The following is a 17572-nucleotide window of genomic DNA, read 5'->3' on the forward strand; positions in this document are numbered from 1 at the left end:
TCACCCCGCCTCGACCACGAACCCACGCTGCCGCAAAAGCTGCAGCACGCCTTTCGGCCCACCCAGATGCAACGCCCCTATCGCGACGAACAGCGGCTTGTTCGGCGCGGCGATCTGCAGCATCCGCGCCACGAAGCGTCGGTTGCGCTCGTAGACGATCCTGTTGTCGATCGCATCCGACACGCGCTTGTCGCGCGCCAGATTTTCGGACTTCGCAGCCTGCCATGCGGCGATCGCATCAGCATCGCCGACCCGCCAAAGGCGATGCAGCGCACGCACGTCGGCGACGTTCTGCGCGGCTGTCTGCACCAGGTCCTGCGCCAGCATTTCGCGCTGCTGCGCGAGCGACAGTCCCGTGAACGCGTGCATCTGTTGCGGCAACGTTTCAAGACCGACGATCTTGCCGCGCGTCTTCAGATACACGTTCTGCAATTGCGCTTCCGTGCCGTACTCGGTCTGAAGACCGGCGCTCAGCGAATCGTAGGTTTCGACCACCAGCGACGCGAGCCACGGCCGCATCTTCTTGATTGCATCGAGCGCGGCGGGGTTGCCTCGCAGACGCATGGCCAGCTTGTGCCACAACGGCTCGGGCAGCAAACCGGGCAGACAGTCGCGCCGGCACACGCCGTACTTCGACACGTCGTCTTGCGAGACCAGCAGTTCGTCGGGGGAAAGTTCGAGCGCCAGCGTCGGCGACGCGGCGAGAGCAGCGAGGATTTGAGCGCGAAACGGCTGCGCGGCGGGATAGTCGGCGGGATCGCCGACATGCAGCGTGCCCAGCACGTAGATGGTGGTGGTGCCGCGTGTCGCGACATAGAACGGCATGCGCGCTGGTTGCGCGCGCACCGGGCCGCTCGCGGTAGTGCCAGGTGGCGCGGGTGGTGGATTGAAGCCCGGCAGGCTTGCGCGTGGCGGCGCCGGTGCGCCGGGCACCGGCACCACCGGGCGCCCCGCCTGGGCCGGTGCATTGGCCGCCGCGCCCGCCGCGCGCGCGACGCCGAGCGGTCCTGTGCCCAGATAAAGCACACAGCACACGCCGAACAGCGCGGCACCATTCAGTGCACGCGCTCTCCAGCGCCGCGCGAAAGCCGCACCGCGGCCGCCATCACGCAAGCGGCGCGCAAGACGACGCGCCGCCGCCACATCAGGCATCCATGTCCCCCACCTCCTCGGCGCGGTGACACGACACCTGACGGCCATCCACTTCACGCAGCTTCGGTTCTTCACTGCGGCAGCGGTCGATCGCATACGGGCAGCGCTGATGAAACGTGCAACCCGAAGGCGGATTCAAAGGCGACGGCATTTCACCTTGCAGCTTGATCTTGATGGTGCGATCCGCTTCGAAGATCGAAGGCGTCGCCGACATCAGCGCGCGCGTGTACGGATGCCTCGGCTTCGAGAAAATCCGCTTCTTGTCGCCAAGCTCCGCCACGCCGCCGAAGTACATCACCATCACATCGTCGGCAATATGTTCGACCACCGACAGGTTGTGCGAGATGAACACGTAGCTCGTCCTGAACTCTTCCTGCAGATCCATGAAGAGATTCAGAATCTGCGCCTGGATCGACACGTCGAGCGCCGACACGGGTTCGTCGGCGACCACGATCTGCGGGTCAAGGATCATCGCGCGCGCAATCGCCACACGCTGACGCTGGCCGCCGGAGAACATATGCGGATAGCGCTTCGCGTGCTCGGGACGCAGGCCGACGGTGCGCATCATCTGCGCGATCCGTTCGGTGCGTTCGACGGCATTGAGTTGCGTGTTGATCGCGAGCGGCTCGCCGAGCGTCTGCTCGACGGTTTTGCGCGGATTCAGCGAGGCGAACGGGTTCTGGAACACCATCTGCACGCGCCGCCGTAGCGCTGCGATCCTCGCGTGATCGGCACCGGCCACGTCTTCACCGTCGATCAGCAACCGGCCCGCGCTGGGCGTTTCGATCATCGTCAACTGACGCGCGAGCGTGGACTTGCCGCAGCCGGATTCGCCGACCACCGCCAGCGTCTTGCCGCGCTCCAGCGAGAACGACACGCCGTTGAGCGCCTTCACGGTGCCGGACGCGAACATGCCGCGCTTGACCGTGTAGTAACGCGCGAGATTATCGGCGACCAGCACGTGATCGCCCGCATGGTGCGGATGGCGCCGCGTTTCGTGGACTGCGTTCATCGTGCGCCTCCGTGGGTGTGAACGTTGGCGTCGCCGCTCAGGTTCAGGGGTTTGATGCAGCGCACGCGCGCCACTTCCGCGTGACCTTGCATCGGCGCGAGTGCGGGCCGCGCCTTCAGGCAATCGTCGACCACGTACTTGCAGCGCGGTGCGAACAGACACCCACGGGGCCGGTCGTCGCGCCCCGGCACCATGCCCGGCAGTGCGGCGAGCCGCACCGCGCCCACGTTATGCTCGGGAATCGCCGCCAGCAACGCTTCCGTGTACGGATGATGGGGCGCGGCGAAGATGTCCGGCACCTTGTTGGTCTCGATTACTTCGCCAGCGTACATGACCGCGACGCGCTGCGCGACCTCGGACACCACCGCGAGATCGTGCGAGATCAGCACGAGCGCCATCCCGCGTTCCTTCTGCAGCTTGATCAGCAGTTCCATGATCTGCGCCTGGATCGTCACGTCGAGCGCGGTGGTCGGCTCGTCGGCGATCAGCAGCTTCGGGTTGCAGGCAATCGCCATTGCGATCATCACGCGCTGGTTCATGCCGCCCGACATCTGATGCGGAAACGAGCCGATGCGGTTCTTCGCGTCGGGAATGCCGACCTGGTCGAGCAGTTCAAGCGCGCGCTTGTCGAGCGCGCTGCCGCGCAGGCCTTCGTGCAGCTTCAGCACTTCCTTGATCTGATAGCCGACCGTGTAGCTCGGATTCAGACTGGTGAGCGCGTCCTGGAACACCATCGCGATCTCTTTGCCGATGATCTTGCGACGCTCTTTCGCCGATGCTTTCAGCAGGCTCTTGCCGTTGAAGGTGATCTCGTCGGCCGTGACTTTGCCGGGCGCGTCGATCAGGCCCATCAGCGCCATCATCGTGACGCTCTTGCCCGAGCCCGATTCGCCGACCACGCCGACCACTTCGCCCGGCGCGACGTCCAGATTGATTCGATCCACAGCGGGCAAGCCGGCGAAGTTCACTGCCAGATTGCGGATGGTCAGTAGGTTATTGCTCATGTCAGGCCATCCGTTTCAGTTTGGGGTCGAGCGCGTCGCGCAGCCCGTCGCCGAGCAGATTGATCGCGAGCACCGAGATCAGGATGGACAGACCCGGCATGGTGACGATCCACCAGGCGCTGTCGATGTAATCGCGCGCCGAGGCCAGCATCGCGCCCCACTCCGCCGACGGCGGTTGCACGCCGAGGCCGAGAAAGCCGAGCGCGGCGGCGTCGAGAATCGCCGACGAGAAACCCAGCGTGGCTTGCACGATCAGCGGTGCGGTGCAGTTCGGCAGCACTTGCGAGAACATCAGGCGCAATGTGCCGGCGCCCGCCACGCGCGAGGCGGTCACGTATTCCTTCTGCAACTCGCCTTGCGCCGACGCGCGCGTCAAACGCACATAGCCGGGCAGCGCGACGATCGCGATGGCCAGCATCGTGTTGACGAGACCGGGGCCGATGATCGCGACCACCGCGACCGCGAGCAGCAGCGACGGCAACGCGAGCAGCACGTCCATGATGCGCATGATCGGCGTGTCGGCCCACTTCTCGAAGAATGCCGCGATCAACCCGAGCACGATGCCCGGAATCAGCGCGAGCACGACCGACACGAAGCCGATCCAGAACGACAGCCGCGCGCCGTACATCAACCGCGAGAGAATGTCGCGGCCCGCTTCGTCGGTGCCGAGAATGAACTTCCAGTTGCCGCCGTCGAGCCAGGCGGGCGGAATCTTCACGGAATCGCGGTACTGCTCGATCGGGCTGTGCGGCGCGATCAACGGCGCGAAGATCGCGATGAACATCAACACCAGCACGATGATGCCGGCGGCGACCGCGCCGCGGTTGCGCGAGAAGTTCGCCCAGAATTCACGGGCGGCGATGGCGCGGCCGCTGGGGGGCGTGACCGCTTGTGGGACTGTATTTTGAATGTCTGCCATGGTCGTGTTACCTCGTATGGCGGATGCGTGGGTTCAACACGCCGTACAACAGATCGACGACGAGGTTCACGACGATCACCAAAGTAGCGATCATCAGGATACCGCCCTGCACGACCGGATAGTCGCGCCGGCCGATCGCGTCGATCAGCCATTTGCCGATGCCCGGCCACGAGAACAGCGTCTCGGTCAGCACCGCGCCCGCGAGCAGCGTGCCGACCTGCAAGCCGATCACCGTCACCACAGGAATCAGCGCGTTGCGCAATGCGTGCACGACGATCACGCGCCCCGGCGACAAGCCCTTCGCGCGCGCGGTGCGGATGTAGTCCTCACGCAGCACTTCGAGCATCGACGAACGCGTCATCCGCGCGACGACCGCCAGCGGAATCGTGCCGAGCACGATGGCCGGCAGGATCAGATGGCTCAGCGCGGACTTGAACGCGCCTTCGTCGGTGGACATCATCGCGTCGATCAGCATGAAGCCGGTCACGTGCGGAATGTCGTATTCGACCGCGATGCGGCCCGACACCGGCGTCCAGCCGAGCTTGACCGAGAACACCATGATGAGGATCAAGCCCCACCAGAAGATCGGCATCGAGTAGCCGGTGAGCGCCGTGCCCATCACACCGTGATCGACCACCGTGCCGCGCCTGAGCGCCGCGAACACGCCCGCCGGCAGACCGACGATCAGCGCGAACATCATCGCGCAGATCGACAGTTCGACGGTGGCGGGAAAGCGTGCGAGGAATTCGCCCATCACGCTGGTGTTGGTGATGATCGAGGTGCCGAGATCGCCGTGCAGCGCGCGTCCGATGTAGTGGACGTACTGCATCGGCAAGGGCTCGTCGAGCCCGAGGCGGTGCATGGCGGCGGCGTGCATTGCCGGATCGACGCCGCGCTCGCCCATCATCACTTCGATGGGGTCGCCCGGTATCAGGTGAATCAGCGCGAACGCGAGGATCGTAATGCCGATGAAAGTCGGTATCACCATGCCGATGCGGCGCAAAACAAAGCGGAACATGGTTCGTCCCTATGGTCTTGGTGAAGAAAAAACGCAACCGGCGACAAGGGCTTGTGACCCCGGTCGCCGGACCATTTCGACCAGTTTTCTAACCGTGCGAAAAGCGTACTGCGCGAGTTTTACGGCTGGCTTGCCGGATTACTTGATGCTTACGCCGTCGAAGCGCGCGTAGCCGAGCGGTTCGATGCGCATGTCGACCACCTTCTTGCTGACCGGCTGGTAAACAGTCGAGTGGGCGATCGGCGAGAACGGCAGTTGCTGCGCGAAGATCTTCTGCGCTTCGACATATGCCGTAGTGCGAGCGGCCACGTCGGACGTCGCGCGGCCCTTCTGGATCAGGTCTTCGAACGGCTTGTAGCACCACTTCGAGAAGTTGTTGCCGTTCACCGCTTCGCAGCCGAGCAGCGTGCCGAGCCAGTTGTCCGGATCGCCGTTGTCGCCGGTCCAGCCGATCAGCATCGTGTCGTCCTCGCCCGCGTGCGCGCGCTTGATGTACTCGCCCCATTCGTATGTGACGATCTTCGCCTTCACGCCGATCTTGGCCCAGTCGGCCTGGATCATTTCCGCCATCAGGCGTGCGTTCGGGTTATACGCGCGCTGCACGGGCATCGCCCACAACGTGAGGTCGAAGCCGTTCGCGTAGCCGGCCTTCGCGAGCAATGCCTTGGCCTTCTCCGGATCGTAAGGCGCGGCCTTCAGGTCCTTGTAGAACGACCATTGGGTCGGCGGCATCGGATTGGTGGCCAGCTGGCCCGCGCCCTGGTACACCGACTCGATGATCGCCTTCTTGTTGATCGCCATGTCGAGCGCCTGACGCACTTCGAGCTTGTCGACCGGCTTGTGCGTCACGTTGTACGCGAGGTAGCCCAGGTTGAAGCCCGGTTGCGACGGCATGTCGATGGTCGCCTCGGCCTTCAGCGGCGCGATGTCGGCCGGACGCGGATAGCTCATCACCTGACATTCGTCGCGCTTGATCTTCTGCACGCGCACGCCGGCATCCGGCGTGATCGAGAAGATCAGCTTGGAGATCTTCACCGCGTTCGGCTTCCAGTATTCAGGATTGCCGTCGAAGCGGATCGTCGCGTCCTTCGTATAGCTGCGGAAAATGAACGGGCCCGTGCCGACCGGGAACTGGTTGATATCGGCCGCCTTGCCGGCTTTCAGCAGCTTGTCCGCGTATTCGGCCGACAGGATCGACGCGTATTCCATCGCCAGATTCTGGATGAACGGCGCGTTGACTTCCTTCAGCGTGAACTTGACCGTGTACGGGTCGACCTTTTCGACGCCGGTGATCAGCTTGTCGAGACCCATGTCGGTGAAGTACGGGAACTGCACCGGGTAGGCCTTGCGGAACGGCTGGTTGGTGTCCAGCATGCGCTGGAACGTGAACACGACGTCGTCGGCGTTGAATTCACGCGTCGGCTTGAAGAACGGCGTGGTCTGGAATTTGACGCCGTGGCGCAGATGGAACGTATAGGTCTTGCCGTCCGGCGAGACATCCCACTTTTCCGCCAGACCTGGCTCGACCTTGGTGCCGCCGCGCTCGAATTCGACGAGACGGTTGTAAACGGTGAACGTGTTGGCCGTGAAGTCGACACCCGTCGTATATTGGGCCGGATCGAAACCCGCAGGACTGCCTTCTGAGCAGTAGACGAGGGTCTTGTTCGGGATCTCGGCGCGCGCGTGGTTCGCGCCCACCAGCGATGCCGCTGCAGCTGCGACGAGCGTCGTAACACGCGCGGCGCGCAACAGATTGTTTTGCTTCATGTTTCCTCCAGGTTCAGGACTGGCTCCCGCCAGCGTAGCGCGATATTACTTGAGCTTGGCTCGCGGCAACAAGCGGAGGAAATTCCCTCTGTTGACGATCGGAAACTATTCGGGCATAAGGACAGCCGCACCGCCGGCGCGCGCCGGAGGGTGCGGCTGTAACGGGTTGGCGCAGCAAAAAAGCGGCCCGCCGCGCTTATTTGAGGCCGACGTTCATGAATTGCGTCGGGCCGAACGGGTCGATCTTGAAACCCACGACGTTCTTGCTGATCGGCTGATACACCGTGGAATGGGCGATCGGCGTGAACGGCACCTGGTCCTTGAAGATTTCCTGGGCTTCCGTATAAGCCTTGGTGCGCTCGGTCATATCGGTGGTGCCGCGGCCTTTTTTGATCAGATCGTCGTAAGGCTTGTAGCACCATTTGGAAAAGTTACTGCCGTTCACCGCGTCGCAGCCCAGCAAGACGCCGAGCCAGTTGTCCGGATCGCCGTAATCACCGGTCCAGCCGATCAGCATCGCTTCATGCTCGCCTGAATGAGCGCGGCGAATGTACTCGCCCCACTCGTACGTGCCGATCTTCACCTTGACACCGATCTTCGCCCAATCGGCCTGCAGCATTTCCGCCATCAGGCGCGCATTCGGGTTATACGGCCGTTGAACCGGCATCGCCCACAGCGACAGCTCGAAACCGTCGGGATAGCCCGCCTGCTTCAGCAGCGCTTTCGCCTTGTCGGTGTCGTATGGAGCGTCTTTCAGGTTCTTGTCGTAGCCCCATTGCGTCGGCGGCATCGGGTCGGTCGCGGTCTGCCCGGCGCCCTGGTAGACCGATTCGATAATCGCTTTCTTGTTGATCGACATATCGAGCGCGCGGCGCACCAGTACGTTGTCGAGCGGCTTCTTCGTGGTGTTGTACGCGATATAGCCGAGATTGAAACCCACCTGGCTCGGCATCGCGAGCGACGAGTCGGCTTTGACCGTCGGAACGTCGGCGGGACGCGGGTACGACATCACCTGACATTCGCCGCGTTTCAGCTTTTGCAGGCGCACGGCCGGATCGACGGTAATCGCGAAGATCAGCTTGCCCACCTTGACCACGCCCGGTTTCCAGTAATCGGGATTGCCGTCGAAGCGGATCGTGTCGTCTTTCGTATAACTGCGGAAAATGAACGGGCCAGTGCCGACCGGATATTGATTGATATCCGACGCTTTACCCGCCTTCAACAATTGATCGCCATATTCCGCCGACAGGATCGACGCGAACGGCATGGCGATCTGCTGCAGGAACGGTGCATCGACCTCCTTGAGCGTAAAGCGCACCGTGTACGGATCGATCTTTTCGATCTTCGCGATGTTCTTGGCGAGGCCGAGATCGTTGAAATACGGGAACGGCACCGCGTACGCCTTGCGGAACGGCTGCTCGGGATCGAGCATCCGCTGGTAAGTGAAGACGACGTCGTCCGCATTGAATTCGCGCGTCGGCTTGAAGAACGACGTGGTCTGGAATTTCACGCCGTGGCGCAGATAGAACGTATAGGTCAGGCCGTCGGGCGAGACTTCCCATTTTTCGGCGAGGCCGGGTTCGATATCGGTGCTGCCGTGCGCGAACTCGATCAACCGGTTGTAGACCGTGTACGAGCCGGCGCTGAATTCGACGCTCGTTGTGTATTGCGCCGTATCGAAGCCCGCCGGACTGCCTTCGGAGCAGAACACGAGGGTTTTGTCGGGCAGCGTGGCAGCCTGTGCCGCAACCGGCGTCATGCCGCTCGCTGCGACCGCGAGAGCGGCGAGCGCGGGCAGCAAGAACTGGGGAACCGCAAACAGCCTTGTTGTTACTGTCATATCGTCCTCCGCACAGCAGCCGGGTCAGCTGCGTTTCGATCATAGACAGCACAAAAATGAGCTTCAACAGGGACTTACCACGCTATCGGGCGCGATGCGGGGCGTCGGCGGCAATCTTTTTTGAAATAACCGGCGCCCCATAATGGATGATTTAGGCAGACCCTTAATTTTCACGATGACTTCGTACCAATTCACCAACAACTGGTTCGACGCGCTGGCGAAAGGCGTGTGGGATCAGTTGATGACGCACCACGCGCCGGCCAGGATTGTCGAAATCGGCTCGTATGAAGGCGCGAGCGCCTGCTATCTGATCGACACGCTGGCGCCCCGCCAGCCGATCGAGCTGCATTGCATCGACACGTGGGAAGGCGGCATCGAACATCAGGCGGGCGGTGTCGCGCAGACCGACATGAGCGCGGTCGAATCGCGCTTTCACCACAACGTCACGCTGGCTGCGGGAAAATATCCGGGGCGCGCGCAACTCACCGTGCACAAGGGATACTCGGACGAATGTCTCGCGCGTTTGATCGCCGCGGGCAAGAAGGGCTATTTCGACTTCGTCTATGTGGACGGCTCGCACCAGGCCGCGGATGTGCTGGCCGATGCTGTGCTCGGTTTCAAACTGTTGAAGGCGGGCGGGATCATCGCGTTCGATGACTATTTGTGGGCCGAACAGTTGCCGTCGGGGAAAGACCCGCTGCGATGCCCGAAGCCGGCCATCGATGCGTTCGTCAATTTGAACTTCCGCAAGCTGGAAGTGCTTTCCGCGCCGCTATATCAGCTTTACGTGCGGAAGTTGTCGGACTAGGCCGCGCGGCCGTTGCAACCGCGCGGGTTTTTTATAGGCCGGGCCGAGCTTTTTAGCCCTGGCGCTTTAGCGCAATCAAGCGCCCAGCCGTTCGCAAATCGCCTTGGTCGCCGCGGCGCCGTTCAGCGTGTAGAAATGCAAGCCCGGCACCCTCGCGTCGATCAGCCGCTGGCACAGGTCCGTCACCACATCCAGCCCGAACGCGCGAATCGACTCGCGGTCGTCGCCGAAGCTCTCCAGCCGGCGCGCGATCCAGCGCGGCACTTCGGCGCCGCACATTTCGGAGAAACGCATCAGTTGCGAGAAGTTCGTGATCGGCATGATGCCCGGCACGATTGGCACCTCGACGCCGAGCTTGCGCGCGTCGTCGACGAAACGGAAATAGGCGTCGGCGTTGAAGAAGTACTGCGTGATCGCCGAATTGGCGCCGGCCTTCACCTTGTTGGCGAAGTTTTCCAGATCGTGACGCGGCGAGCGCGACTGCGGGTGGTATTCCGGATAGCCGGCCACCTCGATCCAGAACCAGTCGCCGAACTCGGCGCGGATGAAGCTCACCAGTTCCGACGCGTAGCGCAGTTCGCCGACTGCGCCCATGCCGGACGGCAGATCGCCGCGCAGCGCGACGATGTGCCGAATGCCATGCGCGCGATACTCGTTCAGGATTGCGCGCAGGCTCTCTTTCGACGAGCCGATGCACGACACGTGCGGCGCCGCCTCGAGCCCTTCTTTCGCCATGTCGACGACGGTATCGAGCGTGCCCTGTTGCGTCGAGCCGCCGGCGCCGAACGTGACGGACACGAACTTGGGTTTGAGCGTCGCGAGTTGCGCACGGGTGGCGCGCAGCTTGTCGACGCCTTCCTGCGTTTTCGGCGGGAAGAATTCGAATGAAAGTTCGATCGGGTTCATGATTCAGTGGGTCAACCGAGACTGCGGTTGCCGAAAATGAGTGCGGACAGCAGCCACGAAACGATGCTGTACAGAATCGAGCCGAAGAACGCCGACCAGAAACCCGACACTTCGAAGCCCTTCAGCAGCGACGCGCACAGCCAGAAGCACAGCGCGTTGACCACCAGGATGAAGAGTCCGAGCGTGACGATCGTGACGGGCAGCGTCAACAGGATCAGCACCGGGCGCAGGATCGTGTTGATCAATCCGAGCACCACCGCGACGATCAGTGCGGTGCCGAAGCTGCGGATATGGATCGACGGAACGAGATAGGTGATGATCAGGAGCGCAAGCGCATTGATCAGCCAGGTCAACAGCACGGTCATGTAGAGCTCCTTTGGCCGGATGTCCGGTAACGGGAAAATGCGCGGCAAAAAGCGCGAGAAAAGCGGGCATGGCGAACAAAGCGGCGCATTGCGCGCCGCCCTGTTTTCAGACCGTCATGCGTTCAAACCGCCCGCGTGCTTAATAGCGGTAGTGGTTCGGCTTGAACGGACCGTTCTTGTCGACGCCGATGTAGCCGGCCTGCTCGTCCGACAGCACGGTCAGGTTCGCGCCGATGCGCGCCAGATGCAGGCGGGCAACCTTCTCGTCCAGATGCTTCGGCAGCACGTACACCTTGTTCTCGTACTTCTTGCCTTGCGTGAACAGTTCGATCTGCGCGAGCGTCTGGTTCGTGAACGAGTTCGACATCACGAACGACGGGTGGCCGGTCGCGCAGCCCAGGTTCACGAGGCGGCCTTCAGCCAGCAGGATCACGCGCTTGCCGTCCGGGAAAATGATGTGGTCGACTTGCGGCTTGATGTTGTCCCATTGGTACTGGCGGGTCGATGCGATATCGATTTCCGAATCGAAGTGACCGATGTTGCAGACGATCGCGTTGTGGCGCATCGCCTTCATGTGGTCGTGGCCGATCACGTGGTAGTTGCCGGTGGCCGTCACGAAGATGTCGGCCTTGTCCGCGGCGTAGTCCATCGTCACGACGCGGTAGCCTTCCATCGCCGCCTGCAGTGCGCAGATCGGATCGATTTCGGTGACCCACACGGTGGCGCCCAGACCACGCAGCGATTGCGCGCAGCCCTTGCCCACGTCGCCGTAACCTGCGACTACCGCGATCTTGCCCGCGATCATCACGTCGGTCGCGCGCTTGATGCCGTCGACCAGCGACTCACGGCAGCCGTACAGATTGTCGAACTTCGACTTGGTGACCGAGTCGTTCACGTTGATCGCCGGGAACGGCAGGCGGCCTTCCTTTTCCATCTGATACAGACGGTGCACGCCGGTCGTCGTCTCTTCAGTCACGCCCTGGATGTGCGAAAGACGCGTGGAGTACCAGGTCGGGTCCGCGTCGAGGTGCTTGGCGATCGACCTGTACAGCGCGACTTCTTCCTCGTTGGTCGGCTTCGAGATCACCGAACGGTCCTTCTCGGCCTTGGAGCCGAGGATCAGCAGCAACGTGGCGTCGCCGCCGTCGTCGAGGATCATGTTGGCGAACTCGCCGTTCGGCCATTCGAAGATGCGGTGCGAGAACTCCCAGTATTCGTCGAGCGATTCGCCCTTGAACGCGAACACCGGCGTGCCGGCCTTGGCGATCGCAGCGGCAGCGTGATCCTGGGTGGAGAAGATGTTGCACGAAGCCCAGCGGACATCGGCGCCGAGCGCGGTGAGCGTCTCGATCAGCACGCCGGTCTGGATCGTCATGTGCAGCGAACCGGCGATGCGCGCGCCCTTCAGCGGCTGCTGCGCCTTGTACTCTTCACGCGTTTGCATGAGGCCGGGCATTTCCGTCTCGGCAATCGTGAGTTCCTTGCGGCCCCAGTCGGCGAGCGACATGTCGGCAACGATAAAGTCTTTGGAAGCTTGCGAGTCGATAACTGCGGCGTTCATCACGCCCTCCTTTCTAAGAAATTGACTAGAAATTTGACGTGAGCGCGGTTCGATGCGGTGGATGGGACAGCGCGATGCGCATCCGAGCCCTCCGATTGAAGCCTTCGAGCCTGGCGGGCGGCCGGCGAATATGCTGATTCGCGGTACCCGTCGCAACGCTCCTCGAAGACGAACGGCGATTGTAGCAAATCGAGATGGCTTCGGGGCGTGGGGGCGCGGTGCGGATTTTCGGAGCGGCGGGTTGAAGCGGGCGCGCCCGGCGTCAGCCGTCAATCACGCTGGCCGCGCGCAATTGCCTGACATGCGCACGAGCGGTGTCGAGGAACTGTCTCGAGAAGCGAAACGCGTCCGCCACGTCGGCGGGGCTGGGTACCTGCAGCCCGAGCGCGACGCGCAAGTAACGCTCGGCATGGATGCCCGCGTGGTAATGCATGCGCACGCGCTTCACATCGTCCAGACGCCGGTTGCCGAAGATCTCGCGCAGTGCCCACGAGAACGCGCCGTCTTCGCCGCCAAGGCGTCGAAACGCGTCATCCATTGGAAAGCCACCGAGCGCCGCGTAGACCGACCGGCGGATGATCAGGCTGCTCGGCACCGTATTGCTGAGCGTCGCCGCATGTGTGGCGAAGTCCGGGTGAACGGTCAGTTCGGCAGGAAAATCGGTGTACTCGACGTCGAGCCGCACTGACACTTCCGTCGGGTTTTGCGCGAGATACGCGCTGGCGGCGGCCAGCGCGCCGGGCAGATACTCGTCGTCGGCGTCGAGGAAGGCGAGCAGATCCTGCGACGCGTGCAGCGCGCCCCAATTGCGTGCGCGTGCCGCGCCGCCGTTGTACGGCATGCGCAGCAGGCCCACGCGCGGGTCGCGGCGGCCGTAATAGGCGACGATGTCGGCGGATGCATCGGTGGAACCGTCGTCGATCACGACGATCTGCGCCGCGTCCGGCTGGATCAGGCAGCTTTGCAGCGCACGCGCGAGCGTCGCCGCGCCGTTGTAGCAGGGGATGAGGATCGAAATGGGCGTCATGGATCGAGGCGCGTACGGCCGAACGACGAAAGGCCGTCGATCTTATCTGCCTTTCGCCAACGTCTATCCTGAAATGCAGGCGCGGCGTGGCGGGGTGATAACGGCTCGACTGCTCGGCAGATTAGCGGGCACCCGCCGCACCCAAGCTCAAATCGGCAACAGCCCCAGCATCGGCGCCAGCAGCACCATCACCACGCCGGCGATCATCATGGTCAGACTGGCGACCACGCCCTCTTCGCTGCCGAGTTCGCGCGCTTTCGCGCTACCCACGCCGTGCGCCGCCGCGCCGAACAGAGCACCGCGCGCGAGCCGCGTGCGCAGCGGCACGAGTCCCAGCACGAGTTCACCGAACAGCATCCCGCAGACGCCGGTGGCGATCACGAACAGCGCGGTGAGATCTTTCGGCGCGTGAATCCGGTCGGAAACGGCGAGCGCGAACGGCGTCGACACCGAGCGCGTCATCAGGCTGCGCTGCAATTCCGGCGACAGATGCAGCAGCTTTGCGAGCATCAGCGACCCGCCGACCCCCACGACGATCCCCACCGTCACGCCGACGGTCAGCGAAATCCAGTGGCGTTTCAGCAATTCGCGGTATTCGTAGATGGGCACGGCGAACGCGATCGTCGCGGGCCCGAGCAACCACATCAGCCAGCGCGTGTCCTGAAAGTAGACCGGGTAAGGAATGTGCGCGAGCACGACGACGGTTGCGAGTACAGCCGGCACGGCCAGCAGCGGCGTCAGCCACGGCGATTTGAAGCGCGCGTACAACGCCTTCGACGCAAAATACAGCGCCACCGTCAGCACGAAACAGCCGGCTGCGATCAGACGCGACGCATCGTCGGCGAACAGGGACGAGTAGAGCGTGCTCATCGACGAACCTCGGGCGGAAATGATCGATCAGCGTGGAAGAATCAGGCGCGCGCCGCGTGCCGCGCGACCATCACGCGGCGCAATGCGAGGCGCCGTTCGAGGCGCGCCGCCTGCTCGACGGCGACGGCCACCGCCACCATCACCATCAGCGTGCCGCCGACCACCACCAGCCCGAGGCGCCAGCCGTCCTCTCGGAACAGCCCGCCGTATTGCACCGCGGCCACCGCGGCCGGAATGAAGAACAGCAGCATGTCGGACAGCAGCCAGTCGGCACCGGCCTTGATCCAGCGCGGCGCGACGCCGCCGCAGAACAGCAGCGCGAGCAGCAGCACCAAACCGACCACGCCACCCGGCACCGGCAGATGCAGCGTGCGCACGGCGAAATCGGCGACGACCCACAGACCCGCCAACGCCGCGCTCTGCGCCGCGATCCGCGCGAAGCGCAGCGCGCCGCGTGTGCGGCCGGCCTGGGCGAAACGTGCGAAAACTGGCGTCGTAATGACAATCCCTGGGTGACTTCGGATGAAAGTCAGTATAGGTTGCACCGCAGCATAAATATAATGACTTACAATCATCCAAATCATTCCAATTTGGAATTTTGGAGCCCGAGATCGTGGAACTACGTGCGCTGCGGTATTTCGTCGAGGTGGTTCGTCAACAAAGCTTCACCGCCGCCGCCGCGCTGATGTTCGTCACGCAGCCAACCATCAGCAAGATGGTCAAGTCGCTGGAGGACGAAATCGGCTCGCCGCTACTGCTGCGCGACGGGCGTCAGATGGTGTTGACGGACGCCGGACGCATCGTCTACCAGCGCGGTCAGGAGGTGCTGGCCGCGCACGCGCAATTGCAGGCCGAACTGAACGATCTCGACAAGCTGGGCCGCGGCGAGCTGACCATCGGCATTCCGCCGATGGGCGGCTCGCTGTTCACGCCGGCCATCGCCGCGTTCCGCCAGCGCTATCCGAAGATCGAGCTGAAGCTGTTCGAGCAGGGTTCGCGCGCGATCGAAACGGCGCTGATCAACGGTGAGCTGGAACTGGGCGGCGTGTTGCAACCGGTCGATCCGGAAAATATCGAGGTGCTGCCGATCACGCGCCAACTGTTATGGCTCGTCGCGCGCACCGGCTCCCGTTGGGATCACTTGCACGAGGTGCCGCTCGCCGAACTCGCCAATGAACCGTTCGTGTTCTATGGCGAGAGTCTCGCGCTCAACGACGTGGTGTTGAACGCGTGCCGCGCGGCGGGCTTTGCGCCGACCATCGTCGGGCGAAGCGGGCATTGGGATTTCATGGCGGCGCTGGTGCTGGCCGGCGTCGGCATCGCGCTGCTGCCGGCGCCGTATTGCCGACGGCTCGACCCGGCGCAGTTCACCTGTCTGCCGGTCGTGGAGCCGGAGATTCCGTGGGAAATGGCGATCGGCTGGCGGCGCAATGGTTATCTGTCGCATGCCGCGCGCGCGTGGCTCCAGGTCGCGCGCGATGCGCTGCCCGGCCAGGCCGGCGACGATTTCATGCTGGGGCCGGGCATTGGGATAAGTGGAATCACGACCGCTGGCGCGGAGCAAACCGCGTCGGCGCCAACGCCAACGCCGCCGCCGTCCGGCCAATGATGCCCTTGCGACCGGCGTTTCCCCGCAGCCCTACACCGCCGATGCCGTTCGGGCCGCCGCCCCGCCGCTGGCCACATCCGCCGGCGCAGTATTCAACGTCATTGGTGCATCGCGCCGGCTAGCGGCGATCCAGTCAGCCGCACGCTCGCCGATCATCACCGACGGCGCATTGGTATTGCCGCCAATCAACGTCGGCATCACCGACGCGTCGACGATCCGCAGCCCCGTCACGCCGCGCACCCGCAATTGCGGATCGACCACCGAACGCGCGTCGCCGCCCATCCGGCACGTGGCAACCGGGTGGTAGATCGTGTCCGCATGCTCGGCGATAGTCCGGCGCAGCTCCGCATCCGACTGTCCCGCATGCGTGTACAACTCGGTGCCGCCGTGCAGCGCAAGCGACGGCGCATCCAGAATGTGCCGCACCATCTTCACACCGTCGATCAGCAGATCGAGATCGCGCGTATCGCTGAAAAAACGCGGATCGATCAACGGCGCGGTGCGAGCATCGGCACTCGCGAGCATCACCGCGCCACGGCTGTGCGGCCGCAGCACGCACACATGCAGCGAATAGCCGTGGCCCCAGTGCATGTGACGGTTGTGGTCGTCGACGAGCGCCGCGCAGAAATGCAGTTGCAGATCGGGGCGTTCGAGCGTGGGCCGGCTCTTGAGAAACCCGCCCGCCTCGGCGACATTGCTCGACAGCATGCTGCGCCCGTGACGCATGAAGTCGACGAATTGCGGCAGCATCCGCGCGATGCCGCGCAACGAAAACCCGGTCGGCTCGATCGACGACACGCGCTTGTTGATCGTGAAATCGACATGATCGATCAGGTTCTGGCCGACCTCCGGCGCATCGTGCAGCACGCCGATGCCGAAAGACTGCAAATGCGCGGCCGGCCCGATGCCCGAGCACATCAGCAGTTGCGGTGAATTGAACGCGCCCGCCGCCAACACCACCTCGGCGCGCGCTTCGAGCGTTTCGGTGCGGCCGCCACGCACGAACTCGACACCGCTCGCGCGCTTGCCGTCGAAGCACACGCGCAGCACGGTTGCGTCGGCGATCATGTGTAGATTAGGACGCGCGCGGTCGTAGATATAAGCGCGCGCGACGCTGCACCGGCGTCCATCGCGCTGTGTCACCTGGTAGAAGCCGACCCCTTCCTGATCCGCGCCGTTGAAATCGCGATTCGGCTTGTAGCCGGCTTCGAGCGCCGCCTGCACGAAGCGCTTCGAAAACGGATTCTGGTAACGCAGATCGGACACGGTGAGCGGGCCGGCATCGCCGTGCCACGCATCGGCGCCGCGCTCGTTGCCTTCGGCGCGGCGGAAATACGGCAACACCTCGGCCCACGACCACCCTTCGCAACCGAGCTGCGCCCACTCGTCGTAATCGAGCGGATGGCCGCGCGTGTAGACCATCGCGTTGATCGCGCTCGATCCGCCGAAGCCGCGCCCGCGCGGCTGATAGCCTTGCCGGCCGGCGAGCCCCGGCTGCGGCGTCGTCAGATAGCCATAATTGGTCTTGAGCTTGTTCGGCACCACGACCGCCACGCCGACCGGCATGTTCACGAGCAGATTGCGGTCGGTGTGCGGACCGGCTTCGATCAGCGCGATCGACGCGTCAGGACAGCTATCAGCGAGACGGCCCGCCAGCGCGCAACCGCCCGAGCCCGCACCGACGATGATGTAGTCGTATTGCATGCGCTCCCTC

General features: G+C 63.6%; 16 protein-coding genes and 1 riboswitch. Of the genes, 2 read left to right on the forward strand and 14 right to left on the reverse strand.

The window, feature by feature from the left end; genetic code table 11:
* The 7 genes from P0D89_RS13430 to P0D89_RS13460 all read right to left on the reverse strand — a co-directional run bounded on the left by P0D89_RS13430 (nt 1) and on the right by P0D89_RS13460 (nt 8712).
* Nucleotides 1-1152 carry a TraB/GumN family protein gene (locus tag P0D89_RS13430; protein WP_408361082.1) on the reverse strand — a complete coding sequence of 384 codons (1152 nt, stop codon included), beginning with the start codon at nt 1150-1152 and terminating at the stop codon, nt 1-3.
* Entirely contained in the window at nt 1145-2164 is a 1020-nt protein-coding gene (locus tag P0D89_RS13435) for a peptide ABC transporter ATP-binding protein (RefSeq protein WP_408361084.1), read from the reverse strand. Before P0D89_RS13435 ends, P0D89_RS13430 begins: the two co-directional genes overlap by 8 nt.
* The gene (locus tag P0D89_RS13440; RefSeq protein ID WP_408361086.1) at nt 2161-3168 is read right to left on the reverse strand and encodes an ABC transporter ATP-binding protein; all 1008 of its coding nucleotides are present in this window, start codon (nt 3166-3168) and stop codon (nt 2161-2163) included. Before P0D89_RS13440 ends, P0D89_RS13435 begins: the two co-directional genes overlap by 4 nt.
* A gap of 1 nt (nt 3169) precedes the next feature.
* Complete coding sequence (locus P0D89_RS13445) at nt 3170-4087, reverse strand: ABC transporter permease subunit (protein WP_408361088.1); 918 nt, start codon at nt 4085-4087, stop codon at nt 3170-3172.
* Between the two features lie 7 nt (nt 4088-4094).
* Complete coding sequence (locus tag P0D89_RS13450; protein WP_408361090.1) at nt 4095-5105, reverse strand: ABC transporter permease subunit; 1011 nt, start codon at nt 5103-5105, stop codon at nt 4095-4097.
* A gap of 138 nt (nt 5106-5243) precedes the next feature.
* Complete coding sequence (locus P0D89_RS13455; protein ID WP_408361093.1) at nt 5244-6872, reverse strand: ABC transporter substrate-binding protein; 1629 nt, start codon at nt 6870-6872, stop codon at nt 5244-5246.
* 196 nt (nt 6873-7068) lie between these two features.
* Entirely contained in the window at nt 7069-8712 is a 1644-nt protein-coding gene (locus tag P0D89_RS13460) for an ABC transporter substrate-binding protein (protein WP_408361095.1), read from the reverse strand.
* Nucleotides 8713-8887: 175 nt separating this feature from the next.
* Between P0D89_RS13460 and P0D89_RS13465 the strand changes: the two genes are divergently transcribed.
* On the forward strand, nt 8888-9520 hold the full coding sequence (locus P0D89_RS13465; protein ID WP_408361098.1) for a class I SAM-dependent methyltransferase: 633 nt from the start codon (nt 8888-8890) through the stop codon (nt 9518-9520).
* A 75-nt stretch (nt 9521-9595) separates the two neighbouring features.
* Here the strand turns inward: P0D89_RS13465 and metF are convergent, their stop codons facing one another.
* From metF to P0D89_RS13495, 6 genes are all read right to left on the reverse strand, one after another.
* Nucleotides 9596-10426, reverse strand: a complete 831-nt coding sequence (metF, locus tag P0D89_RS13470) for a methylenetetrahydrofolate reductase [NAD(P)H] (protein ID WP_408361100.1) — start codon at nt 10424-10426, stop codon at nt 9596-9598.
* 11 nt (nt 10427-10437) lie between these two features.
* Nucleotides 10438-10791: a phage holin family protein gene (locus tag P0D89_RS13475; protein ID WP_054040830.1), complete on the reverse strand. Its 354-nt coding sequence runs from the start codon at nt 10789-10791 to the stop codon at nt 10438-10440.
* 139 nt (nt 10792-10930) lie between these two features.
* Nucleotides 10931-12352, reverse strand: a complete 1422-nt coding sequence (ahcY, locus tag P0D89_RS13480; protein ID WP_408361102.1) for an adenosylhomocysteinase — start codon at nt 12350-12352, stop codon at nt 10931-10933.
* A gap of 33 nt (nt 12353-12385) precedes the next feature.
* Nucleotides 12386-12522: riboswitch (S-adenosyl-L-homocysteine riboswitch) on the reverse strand.
* Nucleotides 12523-12614: 92 nt separating this feature from the next.
* Entirely contained in the window at nt 12615-13379 is a 765-nt protein-coding gene (locus tag P0D89_RS13485) for a glycosyltransferase family 2 protein (protein ID WP_408361104.1), read from the reverse strand.
* A 147-nt stretch (nt 13380-13526) separates the two neighbouring features.
* Nucleotides 13527-14249 carry an LrgB family protein gene (locus P0D89_RS13490; protein ID WP_408361106.1) on the reverse strand — a complete coding sequence of 241 codons (723 nt, stop codon included), beginning with the start codon at nt 14247-14249 and terminating at the stop codon, nt 13527-13529.
* Nucleotides 14250-14290: 41 nt separating this feature from the next.
* Complete coding sequence (locus P0D89_RS13495; RefSeq protein WP_408361119.1) at nt 14291-14749, reverse strand: CidA/LrgA family protein; 459 nt, start codon at nt 14747-14749, stop codon at nt 14291-14293.
* A gap of 113 nt (nt 14750-14862) precedes the next feature.
* On the opposite strand from P0D89_RS13495, the gene P0D89_RS13500 reads away from it, so the two are divergent.
* On the forward strand, nt 14863-15858 hold the full coding sequence (locus P0D89_RS13500) for a LysR family transcriptional regulator (RefSeq protein WP_408361108.1): 996 nt from the start codon (nt 14863-14865) through the stop codon (nt 15856-15858).
* A 30-nt stretch (nt 15859-15888) separates the two neighbouring features.
* Here the strand turns inward: P0D89_RS13500 and P0D89_RS13505 are convergent, their stop codons facing one another.
* The gene (locus P0D89_RS13505) at nt 15889-17562 is read right to left on the reverse strand and encodes a GMC family oxidoreductase (RefSeq protein ID WP_408361110.1); all 1674 of its coding nucleotides are present in this window, start codon (nt 17560-17562) and stop codon (nt 15889-15891) included.
* Between the last annotated feature and the right edge of the window lie 10 nt (nt 17563-17572).

The sequence above is a fragment of the Paraburkholderia sp. RL18-085-BIA-A genome (assembly GCF_046027075.1).
Lineage (GTDB): Bacteria > Pseudomonadota > Gammaproteobacteria > Burkholderiales > Burkholderiaceae > Paraburkholderia.